A 15,853-nucleotide genomic window follows, 5' to 3' on the forward strand; every position below is an offset into this window, starting at 1 on the left:
GCTCTTGAGCTCCAGGATCTCGCCCCGGGCGTCGACGGTGATCTTCTGGGAGAGGTCGCCGCGGGCCACCGCCGTGGTCACCTGGGCGATGTTGCGGACCTGGCTGGTCAGGTTGCCGGCCATGAAGTTGACGGAGTCGGTGAGGTCCCGCCAGGTGCCCGCGACGCCGGGCACCTCGGCCTGACCGCCCAGCCGGCCCTCGCTGCCGACCTCCCGGGCCACCCGGGTCACCTCGTCGGCGAACGAGGAGAGCTGGTCCACCATCGTGTTGATGGTGACCTTCAGCTCCAGGATCTCGCCGCGCACGTCGACGGTGATCTTCTGCGACAGGTCGCCCCGGGCCACCGCCGTGGCCACCTCGGCGATGTCGCGGACCTGGTCGGTCAGGTTGCCGGCCATCGCGTTCACCGAGTCGGTCAGGTCCTTCCAGGTGCCCGACACGCCCGGCACGTCGGCCTGGCCGCCGAGCTGCCCCTCGGTGCCGACCTCCCGGGCCACGCGGGTGACCTCGGAGGTGAACAGGGAGAGCTGGTCGACCATGCCGTTGAAGACGGTGGCGATCTCGCCGAGCAGCCCGTCGGCGTCCTCCGGCAGCCGGGTGCCGAAGTCGCCGTCCCGGACCGCGGTGAGACCGGCCAGCAGCTGGCGGAGATCCGGATCGGCCACCGGGGCCCCGGCCGCCGGAGCCGTTTCGCGTCGCCGCGGGATCGTCTGATCGACCACCACTACCGCCTCTGTCACAGCCGAGCGGCGGACCGCCCCGGCAACGATTGCATCCGCGCAAGTATGCACAGGCCCGCCCCGGCGCGCTGGGCGGCGGGCGGGTCGACGGAAAGACGCACCGCCACCGAGGGGAGTCGGTGGCGGTGCGTGGGCCCGGGGCGAGCGGCAGCGCCCGCCGGGAACCGCGAGGAACGGCTCGGGCGGACGTCCGCCCGGGACGGATCAGGCCTCGGTGAGCTGGCCGCGCAGCTTGGTCAGCGCGCGGGCGAGCAGCCGGGACACGTGCATCTGGGACACCCCGACCCGGGCGGCGATCTCGCTCTGGGTCAGGTTGCCGTAGAAGCGCAGGGTGAGGATCTTCTGCTCGCGCTCGTCGAGGGTGGCGAGCGCCGGGCCCAGCGAGGCGCGCAGCTCGGCCAGCTCGTACTCGTTGTCCTCGGTGCCGAGGGTGTCGCCCAGCTCGGTGGCGCTGTCGCCGTCGCCGATCGGGGTGGAGAGCGAGACGGCGTTGTAGGCGCGGGCGCCCTCCAGGCCCTCGAGCACCTCCTCCTCGGTGACGTCGAGGTGGCTGGCGATGTCGGCGACCGTCGGGGCCCGGTTGAGGGTCTGGGTCAGCGTGCTGTTCGCCTCGGAGATGCGCAGCCGCAGCTCCTGGAGGCGGCGCGGGACCCGGATGTTCCAGGTGCGGTCACGGAAGTGCCGCTTGATCTCGCCGAGGATGGTCGGGATGGCGAAGCCGGCGAAGTCCACGCCCCGGGAGGCGTCGAACCGGTCCACCGCCTTGATCAGGCCGAGCGCCGCCGTCTGGGCCAGGTCGCCGGCCGGCTCGCCGCGGCCGCTGTAGCGGGCGGCGAGGTGGTTGGCCAGCGGCAGCCAGGCCTCGATGACCTGGTTGCGCAGCGCCGGCCGCTCCGGGTGGCCCTCGGGCAGCTCGGCCAGTGCGGCGATCAGCTGGGTGGCGCGGGTCTCCTCGCCGGTCACCGCCGCGCGGTGAACCTCGCTGGTCGTCGTCGGCGCCATGGTCGTCGTGGTCATGCTGGCCTTCCTGTCCTGAGGAGAACGGGTGCCTCCCGAGCACCGGTCGTGCCAGCCACCCTAGACCAAAGGTTGCCACCGAATCAACCGAACGGACGATGGATATTTCGCCCAGCAGAGGACAAATGCGTGGTGACCCGAGGCACTTCCGGCCGTCGGTGTGGCCGCACCGTGCGGCCGTTGACCCGTTCCCGCACTGGTGCGCCCCTACTACCCTGCGCGCGCGGGCCGCCGTCCGACAGCCCGCGTCGACCGGGCCATCGCGGTCCGGTCACCCGTCAACCGGGGGGACACATGGCTGCTACACGCCTTCGCGCAGTCTCACGGATCCTGGCCACCGCCATCGCGGCCACGGCGCTGCTCACCGCAGCGGCCGCACCGTCCGCCGCCGTCGCGAAACCGAAGATCGGCTTTTCCGGCATCGCGTTCGCGACGGACCAGGTCGACACCACCACCGGCGGCACGACCGTCACCCTGAAGTGGACGGTGACCGACACGTCGACCACCGCCCGCGACCTCAGCGGCAGCATCTACGTGCAGAGTTACAGCGGCACCACCCCGGTGGGGCCGGTCGAGCAGATCCGGTTCGGTCTCGGCCGCGGCTGGCCCGTCGTCGGTCCGTACACGGGCGGGATCGAGAGCTCGTCATACGCGTACGACTTCCTCGTGACCGAGTACGGCCCGGCCGCGCCGGTGACCTACCGCGTCACGAAGATCACCGCGACCGACGACCAGGGGACGACGCGGACCCTGTCCGGCGACAAGATCAGGCCGGCCGCCGTGCTGGCCGCCACCCAGACCCCCGACACGACGCCGCCGGTGACCGACCGGGTCTGGCTCAACTCGCCGACCAGGACCCAGGTGTACGACGACGGCTCCGGCGCAACTCTGCGGTACGGCCTGTACGTCCAGGACGACCCGGGCGCGGGCTTCTGGCAGGGTCGCATCGAGCTGGACGGTCCCGGCACCGCCGAGGTCGTCGCACCGATCACCCTGACGTACAGCGACCAGGGCGGCATGCTCTGCGGCGACATGCAGAACTGGGATCCCTGGTTCGTCGAGTGCATCGTGCCGGTGGCCCTGCCGGCGGGCAGCCCCACCGGCGACTGGAAGGTGGCGGCGGTCAGCCTGACCGACCGGGCCGGCAACACCGAGCGCTACACCGGCCTCGACGCGCCGACGGTGCGGGTCACCCGCAACGAGGTGATAAGCGCCAGCGGATTCGCACTGAACCCGACGGAGGTGAACAACTGGCGCGAGCCGGCGACGACCACGCTGACGTTCACCGCGAGCGGAGTACAGGGCGGGCTGACCGCCACGGTCGCGACCGGGAGCTGCTCGACCTGGAACCAGGTGCTGACCGAGGGACCGGCGGGCACGTGGTCGCTGCCGGTCGTGATGAGCACGCTGACCGACTCCTGCACCATCGACGGCATCCTGCTCACCGACACGGCCGGTTCGGTCTCGGTGTACGGCGCCTACTACGGCGCGCCCGCGCTCGACCTGCGGGCCACCCGGGTGCCCGACACGACGCGGCCGGTGGCGATCGCCGCGACACTGAGCCGCACCGAGGCCGCTCCGGGCGACCTGTTCAACGGCATCAGCGTCGACGTCACCATCGACGACGTCACGCTCGCTCCGGTGACCGGGTTCTCGACCACCATCTACAACTCCCTGGGCCACTCGGTGGGCGGCGCGGGCGGCGGCATCCAGGTCGGGCCCGACGGGCACGTCTCGCTGCCGGTGTACTTCAGCGCCCTGCCACCGGGGACGTACACGGTGGGCTTCACGCTCAGCACCGCGGCGGGCAACAGCGCGGGGTGGGGCTACCCCAACGGCGGCGCTCCGGCGCCGTCCGGGCCGCTGGTGTTCACCAGTCTGCCCGCGGCCTGACCTGTCACGCGCCGACAGGTGCGGCCCTCTCCCCGTTCGGCGAGGGCCGCACCTGTGTCGTCGGACAGCTCGGGGCCAGCGGCGCCACGACCCCGCGGACGACGCCTCTGGGGAACCGGCGGTCAGCGGTGCAACAGCGGCCGGTAGTCGGCGGCGGTGAGCGGCAGCGAGGACAGGTTGCCGTCGGCCCTCGGCACCTCCAGCGGCTGCCCGTCCCGGCGGAACGCGACGCTGTCCACGTCCGGGCGCTGGGTCAGCGTGCAGACGATCTGTCCGAACGCCAGGACCTCGTCGTTGCGGCCGGTCTCCTCGCCGGCCTGCCGCACGTCGACGGTGGCCACCGTGCCGGTGAGGGTGGCCCCGGCCACCGCCACCGTGCCGGGCAGGGCGGTGGCCAGCCCGCGGCCCCGCTCCGTGCCGTCCGGCCCGGCCAGCAGGTGCTGGAGGTGCTCGTCCACACCGGGCAGGTCGTCGACCCGTCGGGTGACCGCCTCCAGCCCGTCGTCCCGGACGAAGCAGAGCGGCTCGACCACCCGCCCGGCCGGGTCGGCCGTCGCCGTGCCCGCCGGTGTCGGGAAGCTCCCGGGCGGGGCCTGCACCACGCGGGGCTCGTCGTCGACCGGCACCCCGCAGCCGCCGAGCAGCACCGCGGCGAGCAGCACCGGGAGCAGTCGGCGGGTCATCCGCCGGCCCCCGGCAGCTCGACCCGGAACCGGGCCCCGCGCTCCCGGTCCACCACCGCCGCGTGCCCGCCGTGCGCGGCGGCGTGCTGCGCCACCAGGGCGAGGCCCAGGCCGGTGCCGTCCGTGCCGGCCCGGGCGTGCGCGGCCCGGCCGCGGACGAAGCGGTCGAAAATCGCCTCCCGGTCGGCCTCCGGCACGCCCGGCCCGTCGTCGTCGACGTCGAGCACGCCGATCCCGTCGCGCATGCCGAGGCGTACGGCGACGGGGCCGCCGCCGTAGCGCACGGCGTTGTCGAGCAGGTTCAACAGGATCTGCTCGACCCGGCGCCGGTCGACCCGCCACCGGGCCGGGGTGCCCTCGGCCACCTCCACGAGGCTCTCCGGCAGTGACCGTTCGCGGCAGGCGGCCCGGGCCAGCCCGGCCACGTCGACCGTGTCGCGGTGCGCGGGCTGTTCGGTGCGGGCCAGCTGGATCAGGTCGTCCACCAGGCGCTGGAACCGGGCCACCTCGTCGGCGACGAGTCCCGCCGCCGTGGCGGTGCGTTCGTCCTGGTGCTCCCGGCGGCGGGTCAGCACGCTCGCGGCGGCGGCCAGCGTCTGCAACGGGGAGCGCAGCTCGTGGCTGACGTCGGCGGCGAACCGGCGGTCCCGCTCGATCCGCCGCACCACCTGGTCGACCATGTGGTTGAACGAGGTGGAGAGCCGGGTGAGGTCCGGGTCCGTGGTGGGGTCGAGCCGGGTGGCGAAGTCGCCGGCGGCGATCCGCTCGGCGGCGTCGGCGACCGCGGTGAGCGGCCGGACGCTGTGCCGGGTTGCGTACCAGCCGAGGGCGGCGCCGGCCCCGGCCACCATGATCGCCACGGCGGTCAGCGCCAGCCCGACCACCTGGAAAGTCTCCTCGACCTCACGCAACGAGGTCAGCTCGTAGTAGCCCAGTTCGCCGGCGAGCGGGACGCCGACCAGCAGGGTCGGCTGCCCGTCCACGCGGACCCGCTGCACGGCCGGCTGGCCGGCGGCGACCAGGCGTTGCAGCTCCACCGGGACCGAGCCGGCGCCGACGTCGGCGGTGCGGGCGTACCAGCCGCCGCGCAGGTGCAGCAGCGGGCGGCGGCTGCTGCCGGTGTCCAGGGAGCGCAGCACCGCCACCACGTCCGGGGTGCCGGTGTCCAGCCCGGAGCGGACCACCGCGGCGTCGTAGTACGCGGCCCGGACGGCCGTGCGCTCCCGCTCCTCCAGCAGCGAGCGGCGGGTCAGGTCGTACGAGAAGAGGGCCATCACGGCGGCGAGCAGCAACGCGCCGACGGCGAACGCGGCGGTGACCCGGGCGCGCAGTCCGAGGCGGGTCATCGCTGGAGCTTGTAGCCGAGACCGCGGAGGGTGACCAGGTGCCGCGGGTTCGCCGGATCCGGCTCGATCTTCTGCCGCAGCCGGCCCACGTGCACGTCGACAAGCCGCTCGTCGCCGGTCTCGTACCCCCAGACCCGGCGCAGCAACTGCTGCCGGGACAGCACCCGGCCGGCGTGCTCGGCCAGCTCGCAGAGCAGCCGGAACTCGGTGCGGGTGACCGCGACGGGCCGGCCGGCGCGGCGGACCTCGCCGGCCTCGGCGCTGATCTCCAGGTCCCCGAAGACCTGGGCGGGGACGGTGGCCGTCACGACCCGGCCGCGCCGGCGCAGGGCCCGCAGCCGGGCGGAGAGTTCCTTGATCGCCACGGGCTTGACCACGTAGTCGTCGGCCCCGGCCTCCAGCGCGGCGACGATGTCGTGGGTGTCGTCGCGGGCGCTGACCACCACGATCGGGACGTCGTCGTCGCGGCGCAACTGGCGGATGCACTCGAACCCGTCGAGGCCGGGCAGCATGAGGTCGACCAGCACGTGGTCGGCGGGGCTCTCCCGCTGCCGGCGCAGGCCCTCCTCGGCGGTCGCCGCCCCGTACGCGGAATAGCCCTCCTCCTCCAGGGCGAGCAGCAGGGCCAGCCGGATGCGGTCGTCGTCCTCGATCACCAGTACGGCCGTCATATCCGCATCATGACGGGCCGCCCACGGGTCGCCCAACCGTGTCAGCCGTTCCCGGCTTTTGTCACACAACTGTCATGGAACCGCGCGGCGACCTCCAAGATCCGCGCACAGAGTGGGAAGCCGAACCCGACCTCCGCGAGGAAGACGACGAGATGACCCTGCCCCCGCAGTCCTCCCCGGACGGCGCCGTGCCGCACGTCCGGGTGGACATCACCGAGGAGCTGGATCTCGCCGGTCTGTCGGAGGTCGCGCTCGTGCTCGACCGGGTCCTGGCGCTGGCTCCCCGCGAGGTCACCATCGACCTGGCCGACTGCCGGCACGTCGACCCCGCCGCCATCGCGTTGCTGTTCGACGTGCATCGCCGGCTGGCCCGCCGGCACGGGCTGCTCACCGTGCGCAATCCGCACCCGCGGATCCGGCGCATCCTCGACACCGCCCGGCTGGGCGACACCGTGCCCATCGTCCACACGCCGCGACCGGACGGCCCGACCGCGCGCGGCCGGGCCCGGGTCACGGCCACCCCGCGGGAGGCGTCGTGAACGGCGGCACCCTGCTCGGCGCCCTCGCGGTGGGGATCGCCGTCGGCGCCGTGGGTCGCCTGGTCGTGCCGGGACGCACGGCCGCACCGGTCTGGCTGACCCTGGCGCTGGGGGTCGCCGCCGCGCTGCTCGGCGCGATCGTCGTGGGCCTCGTGGACGCCGGGCCCTCCGAGCCGGCGGTGTGGCCCCTGGTCGTGCAGTCCGGGTTCGCCGCCGTCGCGGTCGTGCTCGCCGTGCTGACCGCGGGACGCCCGCCGGCCGGGAAGGAACCGCCGCCCCGACCGGGCGCGCGGCGGAGGGAGGGATCGTGACGGTCGTACCGGCGGAGCACCTGATGATGCTCATCTGCGACGGCTGCGGTGACAGCGTCACCGGCACCGGCTGCATCCTGCCGGACGCCGAGGTGGTCTGGACGCTGGTGTTCGAGAACGACTGGGTCGGCTCGCCGTTCGCCTCCGGACCGCACCACTGCCCGCGGTGCAGTGTGCGGGCCGCGGTGGACGACGGCGGCCTCGGTGTCGACGACCTGGACGACGTCGGTGGGGCGCCGCCCGTCCCGGATGTCGACCCCGTCGAACGGGTACACCGGGCGCTGGACGAGGCCGTCACGGTCGGCGACCGGGTGCTTGTCGATCTGACCGGGGTCGAGGTGATCGACTCGGCCGGGCTCGGGCTGCTGGTCCGCGCCCACCAGGAGAGCCGGCAGGACGGCCGGCGGCTCTGCCTGGTGGCGCCGTCCCGGTTCGTGCTCACCGTGCTGCACACCATGCGGCTGGACGGGGTCTTCCCGGTCTTCGACAGCCGCACCCGGGCGATGAGCGGGGCCGCCGGCCCGCGCCCGGCCTGAGCCGCCCGACCGGGAATCGTGACCGAGCAGAAGGAGCCCGACCCATGGTGATGCCCTGGCCGTACCCCGATTTCCCGTTCGCCGGAGACGGGCCGGCGCCCGACGGCGAGGATGTGCGGCTGGCCGCCCTGGTGGCGCAGCGGTTGAGCGTCGACTGGACCACCCGGCGCCAGCAGATCACCGTGACGGTGCAGAACCGGGTGGTGATCCTGGCCGGGCTGGTGGCCGACCCGGAGACCCGCCGGGCGGCCGGCGAGCTGGCCTGGGACGTGTCCGGCGTGTTCGACGTGTGCAACGCGCTCCGGCTGCACTCGGCGCGGCGGCGCGGCCGCTGACCGGTTGCACGGCTCGGCGTCCGCCTCTACCCTCTGCGTGGGAGCGCTCCCGAGGCTGCCGCGTCGGACCTTTCCGGGCGAGTTCACGACGGGCACCGTCCAACCACCACCCACCAGATGGGACGATCCCGCATGTTCTCGATCCCCCGCCCGTCCCGGCGGCACCTCCTCGTGGGCGGCGCCGTCGGTGCGCTCGCCCTGGCCGCGACGGCCGTGCTGCCGTCGACGAACGCGATGGCGGCGACCGGCTGCGCCGTCACCTACACCACCAACTCCTGGCAGGGCGGCTTCACCGCCACCGTCACCGTGAAGAACCTCGGCGACGCGGTGAACAACTGGACCCTGGGCTTCAGCTTCCCCGACGCCGGGCAGCGGGTCGTCCAGGGCTGGTCGGCGACCTGGCAGCAGAGCGGCAGCGCGGTCACCGCGCAGAGCATGAGCTACAACGGCTCCCTCGGCACCGGGGCGAGCACCACCATCGGCTTCAACGGCTCCTGGACCGGCGCCAACCCGGCACCGACCGCGTTCACCCTCAACGGCGCGGCCTGCACCGGCGGAACCACGCCCACCACGCCGCCGCCGACCACCACTCCCCCACCCACCACCCCGCCCCCGACCACCCCGCCGCCGCCCACCGGCACCACGCCCGTGGCGATCAACGGCCAGCTGCGGGTCTGCGGGGTCAACCTCTGCAACCGGTACGGCAGGCCGATCCAGCTGCGGGGCATGAGCACCCACGGGTTGCAGTGGTTCGCCAACTGCTACAACGACGCCTCGCTCGACGCGCTGGCCAACGACTGGCAGGCCGACCTGCTGCGCATCTCGATGTACGTGCAGGAGCAGGGCTACGAGACCAACCCGACCGGCTTCACCAACCAGGTCAACAACCTGGTCGACAAGGCCGAGGCACGCGGCCTGTACGCGCTTGTCGACTTCCACACGCTGACCCCGGGCGACCCCATGTACAACCTGGACCGCGCGAAGACCTTCTTCGCCGCGGTGTCGGCCCGCAACGCCGCGAAGAACAACGTGATCTACGAGATCACCAACGAGCCGAACGGCGTGAACTGGTCGACCATCAGGAACTACGCCGAGCAGGTCATCCCGGTGATCCGGGCCAACGACCCGGACGCCGTGGTCATCGTCGGCACCCGGGGCTGGTCGTCGCTGGGGGTGTCGGAGGGCGGCAACTCCGACGAGATCGTCAACAACCCGGTCCGGGCCGACAACATCATGTACACGTTCCACTTCTACGCCGCGTCCCACAAGGACAACTACCGCAACGAGGTGCAGCGGGCCGCCTCCCGGCTGCCGCTGTTCGTCACCGAGTTCGGCACGGTGACCTACACCGGTGACGGCGCGGTCGACACGGCCAGCAGCACGGCCTGGCTCGACCTGCTCGACCGGCTGAAGATCAGCTACGCGAACTGGACCTACTCCGACGCGAGCGAGGGCAGCGCGGCCTTCCGGCCGGGCACCTGCGCGGGCGGCACCTACGCGGGCACCTCGGTGCTCACCGAGTCCGGGAACTTCATGCGCAACCGCATCCGCACCCCGGACAACTTCCCCACGTCCTGACCGGCGCGACCGGCGGCGGCCCTCCCCGGGCGGGCCGCCGTCGGTCAGTCACCGATGAGGCCGGCGCGTCGCCACAGCAGCCGCCCCGGCCCGGCGACCAGCCCCAGCTCGGTCAGGTGCTCGGCGATGCGCTGGGCGGACCAGCGCAGGGTGGCCCGCCAGTGCGGGTTGGCCCGGGCCACGGCCACCCCGGCGGCCGGTGGGATGCCGACCGCCGCGTACGCCCGTGGATTCACCAGGCGGCGGGTGATCGAGTACGCGGCCCGCCCGATCACCACCCGCGCGTAGGCCAGCCCGACCGGACCGGCGGCCTCGACCTGACGGGCCAACTCGTCCCGGGCGAACCGCACATGCCGGGCCTCCTCGACCACGTGGATCCGGGACACCATCCGGATCAGCGGCTGGATCGACTCGTCGGCCATGGCCTCCCGCTGGAACGCGTCGAGGATCTCCTCGGCGATGAGGATCGCCGCGTACATCCGCGGGCCGGTGGCGGTGGCCTTGAGCCAGCGCCCGAGCAGGTGGTCGAACGGGTCCGCCCGGTAGACCGGGCAGCCCATGGCCTCGATGAGCCGACCGAACATGATGGAGTGCCGGCACTCGTCGGCGACCTCGGTGAGCGCGTACTGGGCGTGCCGGCTGGTCGGGTCGGCGTCGTAGTAGTGCCGGATGAGCATCTGCATGAGGATGGTCTCGAACCACAGCCCGGCGCTCGCCGCGCTGGCCACCTCGTGCTTGGTCAGCTCGACCCGCTGCTCCTCGCTCAGCCCCTTCCACAGCGGCGTGCCGTAGAGGCTGCTGCGCTCCGGCGGCATCCAGTACGCCCCGGGAACGTGCGGCGCCGACCAGTCGATGTCCACGACGGGGTCGTAGCTGGTGCGCACTGAGGCGGCGAGCAGGCGGGTGGCCACGGCCTCGCGCGGGAATCCGATCGGCGTCCCCTCCATGGCCCCTCCAGGTTGACGTAACTTCCAGTAACTGTTACGAGTGGTAGCATGCGACGGACCTCCACCGATGTCAATGCCCCGGACTCCCCGCCGGAGCCGCCCGCACCCCGCCGCACGGGCCGGCGGGACCGCTGGGCGGACCACCGCGAACAGCGGCGGCAGGAGCTGATCGGGGCCGCCGTGCAGGCGCTGCTGCGGCACGGGCCCACGGTCGACATGGACCAGGTGGCCGCCACGGCGGGGGTCAGCAAGCCGGTGCTCTACCGCTACTTCGCCGACAAGGCGCAGCTCTGGCTGGCCGTCAGCGAGGTGGTGGCGGCCCGGGTCGTCGACACCATCGCCCCCGCCGTGGAACAGGTCCGCGAGGAACGGGCACTGGTCGAGGCGACCATCGACGCGTACCTGAGCGTCATCGAGTCCGAGCCGACGCTCTACCGGTTCCTGCTGCACGAGGCCGGGCATCCCGGGATCCAGCAGGTGGTGGCCGGCACCAGCCGGCAGGTGGCCACCGGGCTGGCCCGGGTGATCGGTGACCGGCTGCGCGCGCTCGGCCTCGACGCCGGTCCCGCCGAACCGTGGGCGTACGGCCTCGTCGGGTTCGTGCAGGCGGTCGGCGACTGGTGGGCCACCCACGGCCAGCCGATCCGCCGGGCCGCGCTCACCGACTACCTGACCACCCTGCTGTGGAGCGGCATCGAGGGCGTCCGGCGCGGCGCCGACCTGCCCCCCGAGCTGACCCGCGCGCACGAGCGGATCGAGCGGTGAGCTGGCAGGGGACGGCGCAGATCGCCGGCACCACGGTCCGGCTGCACGCCGGCGGCCGCTGGGAGCCGGTCGACGGGCGCTACCACTGGGCCGGGCGGATCGAGCCGGAGCCCCGGATGATGCGCCTGCTCCGCTCCGGCCGGCGCGACGTCGAGGTGCGGGTCGGCGAGCGGGTCGTCCGCGGCCGGCTCGCCGAGGCCGACCCGTGGGGCGGGGTACGCATCACCGGCGTCGGCGAGCCGCCCTGGCCGCCCGACGCGGACGAGGACTGACCGCCGGTCGGCCCGCCCGCCGGGCCCGGACCGGCCGCCGGCCGGCGTACCGTGGGTCGGGTGACGCCGACCGCCACCGTGCTGCTGGTGTTCGGCCGCGGGGTGGTCGCGGGCGACGACGGCTACCGGCTCACCGCGGAGAGCGCCGCCCGGACCCGAGCCGCCATCGGGTACGTCCACGCGCACGCCGCCGAGTTCCGGCGGGCCGCCGGGGCGCGGGTGGTGTTCACCGGCGGCTGGCCCCACGGCCCCGCCGGGGCGGCCGGCCCGCCGGCCGGGTCCCGGGAGGGCGAACTCATGCTGGCCCTGGCCCGCGCCGCCGGCCTCGACGGGTACGCCCGGCTGCACGCGGAGACCCGGTCCCGCACCACCCTGCAGAACCTCGCGCACACCGTCCAGGACGGACTGGTGGCCGATCAGGTCTACACCCCGGCCCGGCCGCTCGGGCTGGTCTCCCACCCGTGGCACCTGCCCCGGATCCGGTTCCTCGCCGGCAAGGTGCTCGGGCTCACCGGCGCCACGCTGCTGGACGTGCCGGTGGCCGGCCCCGACCCGGTGCCCGCCCGGCGCGAGCGGGCCGCCCGGGCGGCCAGCCGGCTGTGCTACCTCGGCCTGCGCACCCCGGAGGCACTGCTGCGCCGGGAACGCGACCTGGCCCGGTCGGCGGAACGCGTGGCCGCGCTGTTCCGCCGCTGAACAAGGTGGATAAGCCGCCGCTCGCAAAGTGGATTCGCCGCCCGGTTGGCGGCATAGCGAGCCAATAGTGCGGGCTCTTGGCGCTCTATTGGCTCGCTATGGTGTGTGGGTGCACGTTAAGGAATGGGCGCCCTCGGGCGGGTCGTCCGTGACTCCGTCGACTACCGGGGAGGAGCTTCCGGGAGTCCCGCGTGGTAACCGACATTGTTTCCGCGCTCAACGGGTACCGCAAGAAGTTCATCGCCCTGCTCCGCAACCCTGTTGCGGGAACGATCGAGCCGGAGCCAGCCGTGCCCGGCGGACAATGGACGCCGCTACCGGGGCTGCTCCGGCGTGAAGGTGATCCAGGCGTACCGGTACGCCCTGGATTTGACCGCGGGCCAGGAACGGGCGGTACTCGCCCATGCTGGGGCCGCCAGGGTTGCCCACAATTGGGCGTTGGCCAGAGTCAAAGCGGTGATGGACCAGCGGGCAGCCGAACGCACCTACGGCGTGTCGAAGGAATCGCTCACCCCGGCCGTGTCGTGGACGTTACCCGCACTGCGTAAGGCGTGGAACGCGGCGAAGGCCGAGGTGGCGCCTTGGTGGGCGGAATGCTCGAAGGAGGCGTTCAACACCGGCCTGGATGCGCTTGCCCGTGGTCTGAAGAACTGGGCTGATTCCCGGGCCGGGAAGCGGGCTGGTCGGCCGGTCCGCTTCCCCCGGTTCAAGTCCCGCCGCCGTAGCACCCCCAGCGTGCGGTTCACCACCGGCACGATCCGCGTCGAGCCCGACCGCAAGCATGTCACGCTGCCCCGGCTGGGCCGGCTGAAGCTGCACGAGTCCGCCCGCAAACTAGCCCGCCGCCTGGAGGCGGGCACCGCGCGGATCATGTCCGCGACCTTGCGCCGCGACGGCGGGCGCTGGCACGTTGCGTTCTGCGTCGAGGTCGACCGGGCCGACCGGCAACCCACCCGACCCGCCTCGACGGTTGGTGTGGATGTCGGCATCAAGCACCTTGCGGTGCTGTCCACGGGCGAACTGGTGCCGAATCCACGCCATCTGCAGCAGGCGGAGCGTCGATTCCGCGCGCTGAACCGTGCACTGTCGCGTAAGGCCGGCCCGGACCGCCGGGTCGGCCGCCGCCCGTCGCGCCGGTGGCAACAAGCCTCAACGCGCCTCGCCCGCGCCCACGCGCGAATCGCGAACCTTCGTCGCGACGGCCTGCACAAGCTCACCACCCGCCTGGCCCGCCAGCACGGCACAATCGTGGTGGAAGACCTCAACGTGACCGGGATGCTCGCCAACCGGCGGCTGGCCCGGCACATCGCCGACGCTGGCTTCGCCGAAATCCGCCGGCAACTGACCTACAAGACGCACTGGAACGGCGGCCGGCTGACCGTCGCTGACCGCTGGTATCCGTCATCGAAAACCTGCTCGGCTTGTGGTGCGGCGAAAACCAAGCTCACCCTGTCCGAGCGTGAGTACGCGTGCGAAACGTGCGGCCTAATCCTGGACCGGGACCTCAACGCCGCACGCAACCTCGCCGCCCTCGCCGCGGCTGAGATCGACACTGCCGGGAGTGGCCCGGTGGCTGGACGTGGAGCCGACCATAAGACCCGCACCCGCGGGCGGGTGGCTGCGAAGCGTCAACCCGGCACCGTTCACGCGGGTCAGACCGGGACCGTCCCACCGCAAGGCGGGACTACCGATCATGTGTTCACCTGAACGCATTGAAGGGTAACGGTAAGGACGGACGTCGAAAAAAAAGGGGCCCACCGGTGAGCGGACCGGTGGGCAATGGGTCACTCAGGAGGTTCCGTGATTGTGCTGGTGCCGGTTTACCGACCCGGGGACCGCCTGCCGCGGCTCGTCGACGACCTCACCGCCGCGCTGCCCGGGGCGCACGTGCTGATCGTCGACGACGGCAGCGGCCCGACCGCGGCCGGGGTGCTCGCGGCGGCCCGCGAGCGCGGGGCCACCGTGCTGCGGCGCCGGGTCAACCGGGGCAAGGGGGTGGTGCTGAAGACCGGCTTCCGGTACGCCGCGCTCCACCACCCGGGGCACGACGTGGTGTGCGTGGACGCCGACGGGCAGCACCTGATCCCGGACGTCGTCCGGGTCGCCGACCGGATGCGCGACACCGGCGCGCTGACGCTTGGCGTCCGCCGGTTCGACGGCGAGGTGCCGCTGCGCAGCCGGTTCGGCAACGTGCTGACCCGGGCCGCGTTCCACCTGGCCACCGGCCGCCGCGTCCGGGACACCCAGACCGGGCTGCGGGCGTACCCGGCCGGGCTGCTCGGCTGGCTGCGGACCGTGCCGGGCGAGCGGTTCGAGTACGAGATGAACGTGCTGCTGCACGCCTCCCGGGCCGGCCGCCCGATCGAACAGGTTCCCATCGTCACCCACTACCAGGGCGGCTCGTCGCACTTCTCCTCGCTCACCGACTCGGCGCGGATCTACGGGCCGCTGGTCCGGTTCGCCGCCGCTCGGCTGCTCGCGCCGGGGCGTGCCACCGGGGACGCCCCGCCGGCGGAGGTCACGTCGTCGCGTCCCAGATCTGCGACTCGAACTCCCTGAGCTGCCCCCGGAGCTCCTCGGGGTACGCCGTGCGGAAGGGGTGCCGGTCGGCGGGAATCACCCGGACCATCTCCTCGACCATCTCCCCCGGGTCGCGCTGGTGCTCCAGGTAGTCGTCGAAGTCGGGCCGGTCCAGCAGGGCGGTCGAGGAGTCCCACCACTGGAACATGGCCTCGACCCCGGTGTCGTTGTACCCGGTCCGGTAGGGGCCGGGGTTGACGACGGCGACCCGGACGCCGCGCGGCTCCAGCTCGCCCTTCATGGCCCAGGCGAGGGCCTCGACGGCGTGCTTGGTGGCGGCGTAGACACCGACCCACGGCCGGGTCCGGATGCCGACCGCGGAGGACACCCAGACGACTTTGCCGGCGCCCCGCTCCAGCATCGGCGGCACCAGCTCCTGCACGAGGTGCAGGTGCCCGAAGACGTTCACCTCGAAGGAGCGGCGGACCCGGTCCATCGGGATCTCCACCACCGCCCCCGCCTCCTGGACGCCCGCGTTGAGCACCAGGACGTCCACCCGGTGGCGCCGGGCGTACGCCCGGTCGTCCGGGTCGGTGACGTCGAGCTTGATCGCGTCGAGGCGCACGCCGGCCCGCCCGGCCTCGGCGCGCAGCTCGCGCACCTGGGGCCAGATCTCGGCGCCGGCGACGACGTGGTGGCCGGCGCGGGCCAGCCCGAGCGCGGCACCCCGGCCGAGCCCGCTGCCGGCCCCGGTGATCAGGATGTCGGCCACCCGGTCAGCCCTGCCGGGCCTTCTGCCGGGGATCGGCCTTGTTGAGCACGAAGACCTTGCCCCGGCGGCGTACCACGATCGAGTTGGCCTTGCGCTTCAGCGCGCGCAGGGAGCTCCGGACCTTCATCCCGCACCTCCGTCACCGGTGGTTTCCCCGTTCGGGGTCGCGTACCCGCCGGCGCCGCGGTCATGCGCGGGAGCCGGGGGCGGCGGGTTCCCCCGCCGCCCCCG

19 protein-coding genes are annotated in these 15,853 nt (G+C 73.3%); 11 read left to right on the plus strand and 8 right to left on the minus strand.

All coding sequences use genetic code 11. The features are described 5' to 3' along the window. Both NLX85_RS19940 and NLX85_RS19945 read right to left on the minus strand, forming a co-directional pair. Window positions 1–666, minus strand: a 666-nt coding sequence (locus NLX85_RS19940) for a HAMP domain-containing protein (protein ID WP_374628112.1), incomplete at its 3' end; no start/stop codon positions are given. Window positions 667–945: 279 nt separating this feature from the next. Continuing rightward, complete coding sequence (locus tag NLX85_RS19945; protein ID WP_254337276.1) at window positions 946–1,758, minus strand: SigB/SigF/SigG family RNA polymerase sigma factor; 813 nt, start codon at window positions 1,756–1,758, stop codon at window positions 946–948. A gap of 294 nt (window positions 1,759–2,052) precedes the next feature. Between NLX85_RS19945 and NLX85_RS19950 the strand changes: the two genes are divergently transcribed. Continuing rightward, window positions 2,053–3,651 (plus strand): hypothetical protein, encoded by a 1,599-nt coding sequence (locus NLX85_RS19950; RefSeq protein WP_254337278.1) that lies wholly within the window; start codon window positions 2,053–2,055, stop codon window positions 3,649–3,651. Between the two features lie 122 nt (window positions 3,652–3,773). Here the strand turns inward: NLX85_RS19950 and NLX85_RS19955 are convergent, their stop codons facing one another. Genes NLX85_RS19955 through NLX85_RS19965 form a run of 3 tightly spaced genes read right to left on the minus strand, consistent with a single transcriptional unit; the run spans window position 3,774 to window position 6,351 of the window. Continuing rightward, window positions 3,774–4,334: a GerMN domain-containing protein gene (locus NLX85_RS19955; RefSeq protein ID WP_254337280.1), complete on the minus strand. Its 561-nt coding sequence runs from the start codon at window positions 4,332–4,334 to the stop codon at window positions 3,774–3,776. Next, on the minus strand, window positions 4,331–5,680 hold the full coding sequence (locus tag NLX85_RS19960) for a cell wall metabolism sensor histidine kinase WalK (RefSeq protein ID WP_254337282.1): 1,350 nt from the start codon (window positions 5,678–5,680) through the stop codon (window positions 4,331–4,333). Before NLX85_RS19960 ends, NLX85_RS19955 begins: the two co-directional genes overlap by 4 nt. Continuing rightward, a complete protein-coding gene (locus NLX85_RS19965) occupies window positions 5,677–6,351 on the minus strand; it encodes a response regulator transcription factor (protein WP_254337283.1) in 675 nt (224 codons plus the stop codon). Before NLX85_RS19965 ends, NLX85_RS19960 begins: the two co-directional genes overlap by 4 nt. 152 nt (window positions 6,352–6,503) lie before the next feature. Between NLX85_RS19965 and NLX85_RS19970 the strand changes: the two genes are divergently transcribed. The 5 genes from NLX85_RS19970 (at window position 6,504) to NLX85_RS19990 (ending at window position 9,650) form a co-directional block, all read left to right on the plus strand. Next, on the plus strand, window positions 6,504–6,890 hold the full coding sequence (locus tag NLX85_RS19970) for an STAS domain-containing protein (RefSeq protein WP_254337285.1): 387 nt from the start codon (window positions 6,504–6,506) through the stop codon (window positions 6,888–6,890). Continuing rightward, window positions 6,887–7,201, plus strand: a complete 315-nt coding sequence (locus NLX85_RS19975; protein WP_254337287.1) for a hypothetical protein — start codon at window positions 6,887–6,889, stop codon at window positions 7,199–7,201. Before NLX85_RS19970 ends, NLX85_RS19975 begins: the two co-directional genes overlap by 4 nt. After that, window positions 7,198–7,737, plus strand: coding sequence for an STAS domain-containing protein (locus NLX85_RS19980; RefSeq protein ID WP_254337289.1), 540 nt, complete (start codon window positions 7,198–7,200; stop codon window positions 7,735–7,737). Before NLX85_RS19975 ends, NLX85_RS19980 begins: the two co-directional genes overlap by 4 nt. 44 nt (window positions 7,738–7,781) lie before the next feature. Continuing rightward, window positions 7,782–8,072, plus strand: coding sequence for a BON domain-containing protein (locus tag NLX85_RS19985; protein WP_254337291.1), 291 nt, complete (start codon window positions 7,782–7,784; stop codon window positions 8,070–8,072). Between the two features lie 132 nt (window positions 8,073–8,204). Continuing rightward, window positions 8,205–9,650, plus strand: a complete 1,446-nt coding sequence (locus NLX85_RS19990; RefSeq protein WP_254337293.1) for a cellulase family glycosylhydrolase — start codon at window positions 8,205–8,207, stop codon at window positions 9,648–9,650. Between the two features lie 44 nt (window positions 9,651–9,694). Here NLX85_RS19990 and NLX85_RS19995 read toward each other — a convergent pair whose 3' ends face one another. Then, the gene (locus NLX85_RS19995) at window positions 9,695–10,597 is read right to left on the minus strand and encodes a diiron oxygenase (protein WP_254337294.1); all 903 of its coding nucleotides are present in this window, start codon (window positions 10,595–10,597) and stop codon (window positions 9,695–9,697) included. 48 nt (window positions 10,598–10,645) lie between these two features. Here NLX85_RS19995 and NLX85_RS20000 point away from each other — a divergent pair, with 48 nt between their 5' ends. From NLX85_RS20000 to NLX85_RS20020, 5 genes are all read left to right on the plus strand, one after another. Next, window positions 10,646–11,362 (plus strand): TetR family transcriptional regulator, encoded by a 717-nt coding sequence (locus NLX85_RS20000; protein WP_254337297.1) that lies wholly within the window; start codon window positions 10,646–10,648, stop codon window positions 11,360–11,362. After that, complete coding sequence (locus NLX85_RS20005; RefSeq protein WP_254337299.1) at window positions 11,359–11,634, plus strand: DUF4873 domain-containing protein; 276 nt, start codon at window positions 11,359–11,361, stop codon at window positions 11,632–11,634. The genes NLX85_RS20000 and NLX85_RS20005 overlap by 4 nt, the downstream gene beginning before the upstream one ends. Before the next feature lie 60 nt (window positions 11,635–11,694). Continuing rightward, window positions 11,695–12,330, plus strand: a complete 636-nt coding sequence (locus tag NLX85_RS20010; protein ID WP_254337301.1) for an ElyC/SanA/YdcF family protein — start codon at window positions 11,695–11,697, stop codon at window positions 12,328–12,330. A 333-nt stretch (window positions 12,331–12,663) separates the two neighbouring features. Next, window positions 12,664–14,037: an IS607 family element RNA-guided endonuclease TnpB gene (gene tnpB / locus NLX85_RS20015; protein ID WP_254337302.1), complete on the plus strand. Its 1,374-nt coding sequence runs from the start codon at window positions 12,664–12,666 to the stop codon at window positions 14,035–14,037. Window positions 14,038–14,130: 93 nt separating this feature from the next. Beyond that, window positions 14,131–14,889, plus strand: coding sequence for a glycosyltransferase family 2 protein (locus NLX85_RS20020; protein WP_254337304.1), 759 nt, complete (start codon window positions 14,131–14,133; stop codon window positions 14,887–14,889). Here the strand turns inward: NLX85_RS20020 and NLX85_RS20025 are convergent. Next, window positions 14,849–15,622 carry an SDR family oxidoreductase gene (locus tag NLX85_RS20025; protein WP_254337306.1) on the minus strand — a complete coding sequence of 258 codons (774 nt, stop codon included), beginning with the start codon at window positions 15,620–15,622 and terminating at the stop codon, window positions 14,849–14,851. The two genes, NLX85_RS20020 and NLX85_RS20025, sit on opposite strands and share 41 nt — an antisense overlap. A 4-nt stretch (window positions 15,623–15,626) precedes the next feature. Then, a complete protein-coding gene (locus NLX85_RS20030) occupies window positions 15,627–15,749 on the minus strand; it encodes a 50S ribosomal protein L36 (protein WP_091265774.1) in 123 nt (40 codons plus the stop codon). Window positions 15,750–15,853 lie beyond the last annotated feature (104 nt).

The organism is Micromonospora sp. A3M-1-15 (assembly GCF_024213425.1).
In the GTDB taxonomy this organism is placed as follows: Bacteria; Actinomycetota; Actinomycetes; order Mycobacteriales; family Micromonosporaceae; genus Micromonospora; species Micromonospora chersina.